This window comes from Eoetvoesiella caeni (assembly GCF_003315175.1).
Classification (GTDB): Bacteria; Pseudomonadota; Gammaproteobacteria; order Burkholderiales; family Burkholderiaceae_B; genus Eoetvoesia; species Eoetvoesia caeni.
Map to the genome: position 1 here is coordinate 124,244 of NZ_QNRQ01000003.1, position 11,927 is coordinate 136,170.

At 58.2% G+C, this 11,927-nt stretch carries 10 protein-coding genes and 1 tRNA gene; 6 read left to right on the top strand and 5 right to left on the bottom strand.

All coding sequences use genetic code 11. The annotated features are described in order from the left end of the window. The first annotated feature begins 22 nt into the window (after positions 1-22). From DFR37_RS07170 to DFR37_RS07190, 5 genes are all read left to right on the top strand, one after another. Positions 23-1,147: an ABC transporter ATP-binding protein gene (locus DFR37_RS07170; RefSeq protein WP_113932553.1), complete on the top strand. Its 1,125-nt coding sequence runs from the start codon at positions 23-25 to the stop codon at positions 1,145-1,147. Next, the gene (locus tag DFR37_RS07175; RefSeq protein ID WP_242341759.1) at positions 1,144-2,295 is read left to right on the top strand and encodes an ABC transporter substrate-binding protein; all 1,152 of its coding nucleotides are present in this window, start codon (positions 1,144-1,146) and stop codon (positions 2,293-2,295) included. The genes DFR37_RS07170 and DFR37_RS07175 overlap by 4 nt, the downstream gene beginning before the upstream one ends. After that, positions 2,296-3,540: an ABC transporter permease gene (locus tag DFR37_RS07180; RefSeq protein WP_113932555.1), complete on the top strand. Its 1,245-nt coding sequence runs from the start codon at positions 2,296-2,298 to the stop codon at positions 3,538-3,540. It begins immediately after the preceding gene. A gap of 5 nt (positions 3,541-3,545) precedes the next feature. After that, positions 3,546-4,403 carry an ABC transporter permease gene (locus DFR37_RS07185; protein ID WP_113932556.1) on the top strand — a complete coding sequence of 286 codons (858 nt, stop codon included), beginning with the start codon at positions 3,546-3,548 and terminating at the stop codon, positions 4,401-4,403. 120 nt (positions 4,404-4,523) lie between these two features. Further along, entirely contained in the window at positions 4,524-5,327 is an 804-nt protein-coding gene (locus tag DFR37_RS07190; RefSeq protein WP_113932557.1) for an outer membrane protein, read from the top strand. A 106-nt stretch (positions 5,328-5,433) separates the two neighbouring features. On the opposite strand, the gene DFR37_RS07195 is transcribed toward DFR37_RS07190, so the two are convergent. Together DFR37_RS07195 and DFR37_RS07200 are read right to left on the bottom strand one after the other, a co-directional pair. Next, positions 5,434-5,510 (bottom strand) — tRNA-Val (locus tag DFR37_RS07195). Between the two features lie 42 nt (positions 5,511-5,552). Continuing rightward, a complete protein-coding gene (locus DFR37_RS07200) occupies positions 5,553-6,683 on the bottom strand; it encodes a glycosyltransferase family 4 protein (RefSeq protein WP_113932558.1) in 1,131 nt (376 codons plus the stop codon). A gap of 223 nt (positions 6,684-6,906) precedes the next feature. Between DFR37_RS07200 and DFR37_RS07205 the strand changes: the two genes are divergently transcribed. Continuing rightward, complete coding sequence (locus DFR37_RS07205; protein ID WP_113932559.1) at positions 6,907-8,805, top strand: bifunctional metallophosphatase/5'-nucleotidase; 1,899 nt, start codon at positions 6,907-6,909, stop codon at positions 8,803-8,805. Between the two features lie 120 nt (positions 8,806-8,925). Here the strand turns inward: DFR37_RS07205 and DFR37_RS07210 are convergent, their stop codons facing one another. The 3 genes from DFR37_RS07210 to DFR37_RS07220 are packed head-to-tail and all read right to left on the bottom strand — an operon-like array spanning position 8,926 to position 11,895. After that, positions 8,926-9,579 carry a phosphoribosylanthranilate isomerase gene (locus DFR37_RS07210; RefSeq protein ID WP_113932560.1) on the bottom strand — a complete coding sequence of 218 codons (654 nt, stop codon included), beginning with the start codon at positions 9,577-9,579 and terminating at the stop codon, positions 8,926-8,928. A 7-nt stretch (positions 9,580-9,586) separates the two neighbouring features. After that, the gene (locus tag DFR37_RS07215; protein ID WP_113932561.1) at positions 9,587-11,266 is read right to left on the bottom strand and encodes a TRAP transporter large permease; all 1,680 of its coding nucleotides are present in this window, start codon (positions 11,264-11,266) and stop codon (positions 9,587-9,589) included. Between the two features lie 2 nt (positions 11,267-11,268). Further along, positions 11,269-11,895 carry a TRAP transporter small permease subunit gene (locus DFR37_RS07220; protein WP_113932562.1) on the bottom strand — a complete coding sequence of 209 codons (627 nt, stop codon included), beginning with the start codon at positions 11,893-11,895 and terminating at the stop codon, positions 11,269-11,271. Positions 11,896-11,927: the final 32 nt, after the last annotated feature.

Below are 11,927 nucleotides of genomic sequence, written 5' to 3' on the forward strand. Positions count from 1 at the left end.
TCAAGACGCAACAGGATCGCCGATGCACGACTCAAACGCAGGCGAATTTCTTAAATTCGCCAACGTCAAGAAAACCTACGATCAAAAAACCCTGGTAGTCAAAGACTTCAGCCTGCATGTAAAGCAGGGCGAGTTCGTAACCTTGCTGGGCCCTTCGGGTTCGGGCAAAACCACAGTCCTCATGATGCTGGCGGGCTTCGAGAACGTGACCAGCGGCAGCATTACCGTCGAAGGCCGCTCTATTACCCAGACAGCGCCATACAAACGCAATATCGGCGTGGTCTTCCAGCACTATGCTCTTTTCCCGCACATGACGGTTGCGCAAAACCTGGCTTATCCGCTCAAGGTCCGACGCATGCCCAAGGCGCAAGTCAAGCAACGCGTCGATCGATACCTGGAACTGATCGAGCTGGAACAGTTCGGCAACCGGTATCCCGCCCAGCTCTCGGGCGGCCAGCGGCAACGGGTTGCCCTTGCACGCGCCCTTATTTTCGAACCGACCCTGGTTCTCATGGACGAACCCCTGGGAGCCCTGGATAAAAAACTGCGCGAGCAAATGCAGTTTGAAATCACACGGCTGCATAAGCAACTGGGATTCACCGTTATTTACGTAACGCACGACCAGGCTGAAGCCCTGACCATGTCCAGCCGCATCGCGGTCTTCAACAAGGGCGTCGTGCAGCAATATGCAACGCCCGACGACTTGTACGAGCGCCCGGCGAACGCCTTTGTGGCCAGCTTCATCGGCGAAAACAACTTGATCCCCGCATCGTCGCCCGCCTTGGCCGCTGAGCGGCTTACAGCCAGCCTTGAATGCGGCGCGGCCGTTACAGCGCGCAACGGCGACTGCGATTCCACCGACACAGAATGCGTCATATCCGTCCGTCCTGAAAAGCTGGCCATAGCCGCGCAAGGCCATGCCTACGACAACCAGGTCTTCGCCACGTTCATAGCCCGCCACTATGTGGGCGACTTCATCCGTTATTACTTCGCCTTGTCCGGCGGCAGCCATCTTGCCGTCAAGACGCTCAACGATACCAAGGCGCCCGACTTTACCGAAGGACAGTCCACAGTCCTGGGCTGGATGGCGAAAGACTGCTTTGCATTTAAAACCAGTACCTATACACCACAAGGAAAGCAACGATGAGGAAGCTAGAAAATCCCCACACGGGCAGGCAGGACAAGACTCGTTCATCCCGTGGCCGGCGGATGCCGGACACGAAGCCCAGGCTTGGCGGATCGGGCAAGCTTGCGGGGTTTGCCCTGGTTCTAGGGCTGGCCCTGGGCGCCACGGCGCATGCCAAGGACGAACTGACGGTCGTTTCTTTTGGCGGCGCCTACGGCGCCACCCAGAAGCTGCATCAAATCGATCCTTATGTTGCCAAGACTGGCAAGAAAGTTCTCTTTGAGAACTATGCCGGCGGCGTCGCCGAACTGAAGGCACAAGTGGGCTCGGGCAAAATCCAGTGGGATGTGGTCGACGTGGAAACCATCGACCTCGAACGCGCATGCTCCGAGGGGCTGCTGGAAGCCATTCCGCGCAACATCCTGCTGCCCGGCGATGACGGCACCCCCGCGGAAAAAGACTTCTTTCCGGCCGCGCTTGAAAACGAATGCGGCGTAGGCGAAATCATCTATAGCACTATCTACGCCTACAACGACAAAACCATAGGCGACAAAAAGCCGACCACCCTGAACGATTTGTTCGACCTTAAAAAATTTCCGGGCAAACGCGCCTTGCGCAAGCGAGCCCAGTTCAACATGGAGTGGGCCCTGTTGGCCGACGGCGTGAAACCGGCCGAGCTATACAAGACCCTGGCAACGCCCGAAGGCCAAGCCAGGGCTTTCGCCAAGCTGGACACAATCAAGAAAGACGTGGTCTGGTTCGACAGTTGGTCACAGGCGCCCCAATTGCTTAACGACGGCGGCGCCATCATGGTGCAATCGGCCAACGGCCGCATCTTCAACGCCATCCAGCACGAAGGCAAGCCTTTCACCATCGTCTGGAACAACAATATGTACGACCTGGGCGCCTGGAGCATCGTCAAGGGCACACCCAAGCTGAAACAGGCGCTGGAGTTCGTCGCCTTCGCCACCAGCACCAAGGCGCTTACGGGATTCCAGGACGTGGCCTACGGCCCTCCGCGCAAGTCATCCATGGCCCAGGTCGACAAAGCCATCGTCCAGGCTTTGCCTACTTCGCATCTGGATGAAGGCACACGCGTCGACAGTGTTTTCTGGGCCGACTACGGCGAATCGCTGGGCGAAAAATTCAACGAGTGGCTGCTTAAGTAAATGTCGACGATCACGGCAGAGCTGACCGCCGGCGAAGTACGCGCGGAACGGCGCGAACTGCGCCGGCGCAAGCGTACGGCTTTGTTGCTGGTCGTACCCTTGCTGGCGTTCATAGTTTTTGCATTCGTTGCGCCCATTGCCAGCATGTTGTACCGCAGCGTGTACAACCCTACGGTTGTCGAGCTGATCCCACGTACCATAAGCGGGCTGGCCGAATGGAAAAACACCGAATTGCCGCAGCCCGCCACGTTTACCGTTATGGCGCAAGAGCTCAGGCAGTTGGCCGAAAGCCGCCAGGCTGGTATTTTGGCCGCGGCAGTGAACCGCAGCTATCCCGGTTCCTCCAGCCTGATCAATGCCACGGCGCGCAAGATGAACCGCCTGACCGAAGCGCAATTGGCCGCCGAGGGAGCGGCGGCTTTGCGCCAGTCCGATCCGCGCTGGAACGAGCCCGAACTGTGGCGGTCGATCCGGCAGGCGGGACGCGCTTATACCGACAACAACTACCTGACCGCGCTTGATCTCGAGCGCAACGCGCAAGGCCAGATCCAATGGCGCGACTCCGTCCGGATCTACGTGCAGCTTTATAGCAAGACCCTGGGCATTGCCATAACCATTACCCTGCTGTGCATAGTACTGGGCTACCCCCTGGCCTACTATCTGTCCCAGGCACCGCGGCGCGTGGCCAGCGCCCTGATGATCCTGGTGCTGCTGCCCTTCTGGACCTCGTTCCTGGTGCGCACCACTTCGTGGATCGCGCTGCTGCAAACCAACGGCGTATTCAATTCCATACTCGAAGCGCTGGGCCTGATCGATGCACCGCTGGAAATGATGTACACGCGCTTTGCCACCGTCATATCCATGACGCACATCCTGCTGCCCTTCATGATCCTGCCGCTGTACAGCGTCATGCGCGGCATCGACCCTGGCTACGTACGCGCAGCCGTCTCGCTGGGAAGCCGGCCCTGGCGCGCGTTCCTGTGGGTTTTCCTGCCGCTGAGCCTGCCCGGGCTAAGCGCGGGCAGCTTGCTGGTCTTCATTATTTCGGTGGGCTACTACATTACCCCGGCCCTGCTGGGCGGCACCGACGGGCAGATGATAGCCAACATCATCGCCTTCCATATGCAGCACTCGAACAACTGGGGCCTGGCGGCCGCTCTTGGCACATTGCTGCTGGTGCTCATCCTGACGCTGTACTGGGTGTACGACCGACTGGTCGGCGCCAGCAACATCAAACTGGGCTAAGCGGCATGAAGACACGTCCATCTTATTACTCATGGCGGCACAAGGCCGGCGTATATGCGCTGAAGCTGGCGGCCTGGGCTGTGTTGTTTTTCCTTATCCTGCCCGTCCTGATCGTGATCCCGCTGTCGTTCAATGCTGAGCCCTTTTTCAGCTTCACGCGCGGCATGATGCAGCTGGACCCCAATGCCTACTCCCTTGAATGGTACAGGTCCATCCTGGACAGTCCAAAATGGCTGCTGGCAATCCGCAACAGCTTTTTCATAGGCCTGTGCGCCACACTTATTGCCACCACCTTGGGCACGCTTGCGGCAGTGGGCCTGGCCAATGCCAACATGCCTTTTCGGCGCGCCATTACCGCCCTATTGCTGGCGCCCATGATCGTGCCGCTTATCATTGTGGCGGCGGGAATGTTCTTTTTCTATGCCCGCTTCGACCTGGTCGGCTCTTTCACGGGCATCATCATTGCGCACGCGGCCCTGGGCATACCTTTCGTCATCATCACCGTTACGGCAACCTTGTCGGGCTTCGACCGCTCGCTTTACCAAGCGGGGCTAAGCCTTGGCGCCTCGCCGCTGAAAGTATTCAGCAGCGTTGTCGTCCCGGTGATCCGCCCCGGCGTCATCTCGGGCGCCCTCTTCGCCTTTGCCACATCGTTCGACGAGATCGTGCTGGTCCTGTTCCTGGCCGGGCCCGAGCAAGTCACCATCCCCCGCCAGATGTATTCGGGCCTGCGCGAGCAAATCAACCCCAGCATCCTGGCCATCGCCAGCCTGCTGATCCTTATGTCGATAGCCTTGCTGGGCACGCTGGAGCTGCTGCAACGCCGCGGCGAAAAAGTCCGCGCGCAGGGCAACGGCGCTTGAAGCGTTTCCTTATTGGTTGGCACCAGCGGGTTCGCGCTGGGGTTAACCACATAGCATATATCCGCTGAAGCGGCTAGCATGCCCGGTAACCATTACTTGCCAAAAGAAAGGGTTCAACGCATGAAGAAAAGGCCGGGTCTTGTATTTGCACTATCGTTGTTGTCAGCCGCAAGCTTGTGTTACTGGCCTGCGGCTTTTAGCGAACCAAGCGCCTATATTGGCTTGTTCGGGGGCCATGGCGCCGCCAGTTCGACAAGTTTGCAGCAAAAAGGCGCGGTGCTTCTTCCTTCCCCTCTTCCACCACTGCCGATCAACGCCAGCGGCAACACCGGTGGCAGCACTCATGTTTCATTGGCAGGTATCCAGGCCGGCTATGAATGGAGCGCCCTGGACCTGGGAGATTCCAAATGGGCCCTGAAGCCCGCTTTGGAACTTGAAGGCATTTACCTTGGCAAGCACTCGCCCCAGGGCACGATGCCGGTCATTCCCCGCGCCCTGGGCACGCAGTACGTGACCATTCCCATGACGGCCGGTGTTTTTCTGGCAAACGCGGTCTTCAGCTTGCAAACGCCATATTCCAGCAAAGTTTTTCCTTATATTGGCGCCGGCGCGGGGGTGGCTGTCGTGTCGATAAAAGATTCGGACTCGGCAAATCCTTCAGAGCCCGGCATCAACCACTTCAATTCGGATCCCAATGCATCGGACTCCGCCCTTGCCCTGCAGTTCAAGGCCGGGATCAAAGGAGAAATAGCCAAAAATCTGTCGCTGTTTGCTGAATACAGATATCTTTCCATTTATTCAACAAGCTATAACTTCGGATCGACCGACTATCCCGGGGTGCACTTTCCCACAAAGCGCTGGCATGTAAACCTGGGCCGCCAGAACTACAATCTGTTCGTAGCCGGCCTGCAATATAAATTCTGACCGCATACCACCCGTACCAATCGGAAATTGCAGGCAACAAAAAAGCCGCTATCCCTATGAAGGGCGCGGCCAATTGGGCAATGCTGGGTACTGATTGAAAGTGTCTTGGTAGGCAGTACTGGATTCGAACCAGCGACCTCTACGATGTCAACGTAGCGCTCTAACCAACTGAGCTAACCGCCTGCTTTGAAAGAACGCAATTCTAACCTATTAACTTTGAACTTGTCAAAACGCGGGCTCTTTTTGGGCAGCGGGAGCGCCGGCCAGCCATTTCAGATAACTGCGTTCCATGTGCTTCGCCATGCGCTGAACGGTAAAGCGCGCGCTGTGTCCCAGGATGCTTGCGCCGGCCTGGCCCATGGATTTGCGCAGGTCCGGATCGTCTACCAGGCGAGTCAAGGCATGGATCAACGCCGGCTCATCGCCGCATGGCACCAAAAAACCTGTTATGCCATCGACCACGGCCTCCGGCACCCCGCCGACTCGAGTGCCCACGACAGGAAGGCCGCAGAATTCCGCCTCGAGAAAAGCTGTACCCAGGGCCTCGAACTGCGTTGCCAAAGCGAATATATTGCTGCCCGACAAGATATTGGCAATATCGTCGCGCCGCCCAAGAAAATGCATTCTTGCGGCATGGCCCAATTCAAGCGCGTGCTGCTGCAAAGGCTCCCATTGTGATCCGGAGCCGACAAAAACCAGGCGAACGTTGTTCCGTACCTGCATAATTTGCGCCATGGCGTCCATCAATTGCCGCTGTCCTTTCTGAACGCGCAAGTGTCCGACACAACAAACCACAATATCGCTCTCCGGTATGGACAGTTCCAATCGCAGGCTGGAATGCTCCAGCCTATGCATTGCGGCTATTGCGGTGTGCACGGTGGCGACATCGGCGGGTTCCACTTGGCGCTTGATCAGTTGCTCGCGCACGCAGTCGCTTACAGCAACGACCTTGTGCGGCAAACCGGTATAGGTCCAAAGCGAGCCTGGCGGCTTTGCCAGATGGCGGGTGCGGACTATCAAGGGAGTGCCCGCAAGCCGTCCGGCCGCGGCCGCGATAACGGTATCGCGCCGACTATGCGTGTTCAACACGTCGAAGCGCCCCGCCCGCAAAATGCACGCAACTTTATAGATGCCTTTCAAATAATTGGCAATGCCATCCATTTTCAGCAGATGCACACGAAAACCTTCGCGCATCAACCTTTCGCCCAGCATCGAACCGGGCTGGCAGATGGCTTCAAGGAAATGACCACGCTCGCGCATTGCCATCATTTCCTTGAATACCCTGTGCTCTTGCCCGCCGAATGTGCCGGCGGCTTCGGAGTGAATAATGCGCAAAGGCCGATCGGCAAAATCCATGATCGTCACCCCTTCAAAATTTTGACCAGTCCTCATAATAATCATCGCGTCACCCCAAATGCGTTGGAATGAAACTCGGTGAAACAACATCCCAGAAAATGCGTCTCAAGCTGACGCGAGCCTGATAGCCCGCGGGGCTTAAGCAAAGCGGGCCCAGCGTGACGGGTTACAAGAAAGCACTTAGACTACGGGCAATACCAGCAACCCTGAATACGTCCCAAACATGAGAAAATCGTTACGTCCTTGGCTGTCCGCGCTTGTTCTGGCAGCCCTGCTCGGCGCCTGCACCGGACCTGGCGGTCAGCAGGCCGCAGCGCCAGAAGCCCGTAGCCAGGCTGTCGACCTGAGCATTACTCTTTTACATATTAATGATCACCATTCGCATCTGGATGAAGACATTCTTCCTTTGCAATTGGAAACCGCAGCAGGCATACGCGAGCGCGTCAATTTGCCGGTGGGCGGCTTCGCGCGCGTGGCCAGCGCCATGAAAAACCTTGAAGCCGCGCGGCCCAATGTCGTCAAAATCCATGCCGGCGACGCCATAACGGGCGATCTGTTTTACAACCTGACCCAAGGGCGGGCCGATGCCGCACTGATGAATCTTGTTTGCTTCGATACCTTTACCCTGGGCAATCACGAATTCGACAATGGCGATGCCGGGCTGAAAGTATTTCTGGACTATCTGCGCCAAGGAAACTGCAAAACCAAGGTATTGAGCGCCAATGTTCATTTCGGGCCGGGCTCCGCGCTTAACCCGGCCAAGGCGCCCCATTGGGTGCAGCCTTCCACCATTATCGAGCGCGACGGGCGCAAAATAGGCTTTATCGGCATTACCACCGCCGACAAAACCAAAAACTCGTCCCGCCCCGACAGAGACACTTTGTTTACCGACGAGGCCGCTACCGCCCAGGCCGAAATAGACCGCTTGACTGCGCAAGGCGTTCAATACATCGTGCTTCAGACGCACTACGGCTATAAGGCCGACAAGAAACTGGCGCGCAGGCTACACGGCGTGGATGTCATCGTGGGCGGCGACTCGCATACCTTGCTTGGACCCGACTCCCTGAAACGCTTTGGCCTTTCGCCGCAAGGCCCCTACCCCACCATGGCCTCCGGGCTGGACGGCAAGCGCGTCTGCGTGGTTCAGGCGGGCCAGTACGCCTATGTGGTGGGCGAGCTGCGCGTGGACTTCGACAAGCAAGGAAACGTGCTGGGCTGCATCGGCACACCGCATGTACTGGTCGGCGACCGTTACGCCAGGGCCGACAAGTCGCGCACGCCATTCACGCCCGATGAAGCCGCCACCATCCGGAAAGACATAGGCGATTCCAGCGGGCTGCTGCTGCCCAGCACGCCCGATGCCGCCGCACTGGAGCTTCTGGCACCCTACAAGATGCAAAAGGAGGCCTTCGGGGCCGCTGTCATCGCCACTGCGCAAAACGACTTGTGCCTGAGGCGTGTGCCAGGCACGAACGCCGCGCGACGGCACTCGACCCTGGGCGCGGCCTGCGACCTTGATCCGCACGTCCAGGCGCACGGCGGCGATATCCAGCAACTCGTCGCCGAAGCGTTCTTGCAGCAAGGCAAAAAATACTTCAACGCCGAGCTGTCCATTCTGAACGGCGGCGGCGTACGCATGGATCTAAGCCGCGGCCCCGTTACCGTCAAGGACGTCTACACTGTTCTGCCGTTCAAGAATACCCTGGTTCAATTGAAAGCCACGGGAGCCGAAATCAAGGCCGCCCTGGAAGAAGCCGTCGATGCGGCGCTGGCAACCCGGCCCAGCGCCGGCGCCTATCCGTACTCGGCGGGACTGCGATGGACAATAGACGCTCGCCAGCCCAAGGGCTCGAGGCTGTCGACTATGGAGATACGTGGCCAGAACGGCCAATACAGGCCGTTCGATCTGGACAGGACCTGGAATGTCGCCACTATTTCGTTTCTAGCCGACGGGCAGGATCACTACGGCGCATTCAAAGACATTACCGGAGCGCGGCGCATCGATGTGGGACTTGATTACGCCCAGACCCTGCTGGACTATATTGCCGCTTTGCCCGGCGACCGGAAAGTCCTGCGCAAGCCGCCAACCAGCTTCTACAGCACGCACAGGTTGATAGAATAGAAAGCTGGCTTCGGGCGGCGTAAGCCTATTGCTGCAGACGCCGGGCGAAAAATATCGTTGCTTGCACGTGCCTGGGGCCGAAGATCAAAAGGCGGGTATCGATACCCACTTCGAAAGCCATCAGGCCGTATTTTTCAGCGCAGCCATGAAAGCCCGGATTTTTTCGGGCGACTTGATGCCGCCCGAAACTTCCACTCCGCTGCTGACATCCACCGCATAAGGCCTTACCCGGGAAATAGACTCCGCCACCCACTGCGGCGTCAACCCCCCCGCAAGAATCAACGGGCGGCTGTCCGGCGCGTCCTGCACCGCCCTCAGCAACGAGGGATCCAGCTTCAGGCCGCTGCCGCCGTAGCCGGTGCTATAGCTGTCGAACAGCCATCCTGCGGCCCCACGAAAGGCCTGGCACGCGGCCAGCACCGCCTCGGGAGTTTCCAGGCCTGGCCCGCCTACCCGGAAAGCACGCCAATAATGCTGTCCGAACTGCTCGCAGTATTCGGGGCTTTCGTCGCCGTGAAACTGCAGGATATCGGGCCGTACGTGTTCGACGACGGCACGCACGTCGTCGGCCTGGGCGTTGACGAACAGTGCCACGACATTGACCAGCGTGGAGGCCGCCTCGCGCAGCTGGCGCGCCTGCTGCAGCGAGACAAAACGCGAACTTTCAGGATAAAACACCAGCCCGATCGCATCGGCGCCGGCCTGTACCGCGCATTGGACATCTTCAACACGCGTCAGTCCGCAAATTTTCACTCGAGTACGTGCTTGCGTCATATGTCCTCTATTTGAATGCCGCGCCCGGATCGGCTTCATCCTGGCCCGAACTGTACGTGCCGGAGCCATAGGCGCTTTCTGTTTCCAGGTGGATGACCGACGCATCGACCTTGTGCGCGCCGTCTTTGTAGTGCGTAACCATGCGCGGAAACAGCATTACGGCCGCCACCATCAGCAATTGGATAATGATGAAAGGGATGGACCCCCAATAGATTTGCTCGGTCGTGACCTTGGGTATGAGCTTGCCGGTGATCCTGTCCCGGTAATCCTCTTTGGGAGCGACCGACCGCAAATAGAACAAGGCAAAGCCAAACGGCGGATGTACAAATGAGGTCTGCATATTGACCGCCAGCAGTACACCGAACCAGATCAAGTCTATGCCCATTTTATCGGCAACCGGACCCAGCAACGGCACAATAATGAAGGCCAGTTCGAAAAAATCCAGGAAAAATGCCAATACAAAAGTCAGCAGACTGACAACGATAAGAAAACCCCACTGACCGCCGGGCAGGCCATTGAGCAGGTGCTCGACCCACAGGTCGCCGTTGATGCCGCGAAAACTAAGGCTGAAAACTGTGGAACCCACCAGAATGAACACGACGAAACAGGTCAGTTTGGTGGTCGTGTCCATGGCTTGCTTGAGCAAGGTCCATGACAGCCGGCCACGCAGTCCGGCCATAAGAATGGCTCCCACCGCACCCATGGCTCCGCCCTCGGTAGGCGTTGCCACACCGATAAAAATCGTGCCCAGCACAAGGAATATAAGGAATAGCGGTGGAATCATTACGAAGGTTACGCGCTCGGCCAGGCGCGACAGCAGGCCAAGGCCCAGCACCTTGTTCAGCGTAGCGATGATCCATGCCGTAATGCCCCAGGCCATCAACGACACCACCACATGCTCGTCGAGCGGTGCCGCAGGACGGCCGCTGAAATAGTATTCGCCGGCCAGGTATGACACAACCGTGGCGACGACCACCAGAACCCCAAGCGACCGCATGCCGCGTGCGCCATTGGCCTCAATATGTTCCCTGGCCTCGGCCGGCAACGCCGGCGCGGCGGCCGGCCGCAATATGGCGACGATCACAACATAGGCCATATAAGCCCCCGCCAGCAGCAAGCCCGGAAGCATTGCGCCGCGATACATGTCGCCGATGGAGCGTCCAAGCTGGTCGGCCAGGATAATGAGCACCAGCGACGGCGGGATAATTTGCGAGAGCGTCCCGGAAGCGGCAATGACCCCTGTGGCAAGCCGCCGGTCGTAGCCGTAGCGCAGCATGATGGGCAAAGAGATCAGGCCCATGGAGATGACCGACGCCGACACTACCCCCGTAGTGGCCGCCAGCATGGCTCCTACAAGCACAACCGCAATGGCCAGGCCGCCCCGTATCGACCCGAACAATTGGCCTACGGTTTCAAGCAGGTCCTCGGCCATGCCCGATCGCTCAAGCACCAGCCCCATCAGCGTGAAAAAAGGCACGGCCAGCAATGTATCGTTGGACACAATGGCAAATACGCGCTGGGGCAAGGCCTGGAAAATGGCCGGCTGGATAAAGCCCAGCTCAACCGCCACCAAGCCGTATAAAACGCCGGTGGCGGCCAAGGAAAACGCAACAGGAAATCCGATCAGCAAAAAAATGATCAGATTGATGAACATGATCGGAGCCAGGTTGTCGACAAGAAGCTCCATATTCAGTACCCCTTGCCACGCACGTCGTCAGCCTGGCCTGGCAGCTTTTCCTGGGCCTGGCGCAAAATATCCTCGGCCAACGCCTCTTCGGCGCTCTTGCCTTGCGTGACATTGGTAGGGTCGGAGCCCTGCCCCTTAAGAAACGCAATGCATTTGATCAGGTGCGAAATTCCGGCAAGAATCAACAGGAAAAAGCCCACGGGAATAAGCAGCTTGGCGGGCCAGCGTATCAAGCCCCCGGCATTGGAAGAAAGCTCGTGCTGAACAAAGGACCCATAAAAAACGGGAATGGACAGCCAGAAGATCAACAGGCAGGCGGGCAACAGAAAAAACAGCACGCCGAAAATCTCGATCTTGATTTGCGTGCGCTTGGAAAAGCGGTGGGCAAGGACGTCGACACGAACATGCTCGTTGCGTAAAAACGTATATCCCGCCGCCAACAGAAAGATCGCCCCGAACATATACCATTGCAGCTCCAGCCAGGCGTTGGAGCTGACGCTGAAGAGTTTGCGCACCACGGCATTGCCGGCACTGATGAACACGACAATCAGCGTCAGCCACGTCACTGCCTTGCCGACGCGTGTGTTCAAGGCGTCGATGCCGCGGGACAATGTCAGAAGAAATTTCATAAAGTGCCTTCGCTCAACCCCAAAATGGGCAG

Bases quoted from the DNA above. Each gene is read 5' to 3' on its own strand.
- DFR37_RS07170 (WP_113932553.1), top strand. From the start codon at position 23: ATGCACGACTCAAACGCAGGCGAATTTCTTAAATTCGCCAACGTCAAG.
- DFR37_RS07175 (WP_242341759.1), top strand. From the start codon at position 1,144: ATGAGGAAGCTAGAAAATCCCCACACGGGCAGGCAGGACAAGACTCGT.
- DFR37_RS07180 (WP_113932555.1), top strand. From the start codon at position 2,296: ATGTCGACGATCACGGCAGAGCTGACCGCCGGCGAAGTACGCGCGGAA.
- DFR37_RS07185 (WP_113932556.1), top strand. From the start codon at position 3,546: ATGAAGACACGTCCATCTTATTACTCATGGCGGCACAAGGCCGGCGTA.
- DFR37_RS07190 (WP_113932557.1), top strand. From the start codon at position 4,524: ATGAAGAAAAGGCCGGGTCTTGTATTTGCACTATCGTTGTTGTCAGCC.
- DFR37_RS07200 (WP_113932558.1), bottom strand. From the start codon at position 6,683: ATGGATTTTGCCGATCGGCCTTTGCGCATTATTCACTCCGAAGCCGCC.
- DFR37_RS07205 (WP_113932559.1), top strand. From the start codon at position 6,907: ATGAGAAAATCGTTACGTCCTTGGCTGTCCGCGCTTGTTCTGGCAGCC.
- DFR37_RS07210 (WP_113932560.1), bottom strand. From the start codon at position 9,579: ATGACGCAAGCACGTACTCGAGTGAAAATTTGCGGACTGACGCGTGTT.
- DFR37_RS07215 (WP_113932561.1), bottom strand. From the start codon at position 11,266: ATGGAGCTTCTTGTCGACAACCTGGCTCCGATCATGTTCATCAATCTG.
- DFR37_RS07220 (WP_113932562.1), bottom strand. From the start codon at position 11,895: ATGAAATTTCTTCTGACATTGTCCCGCGGCATCGACGCCTTGAACACA.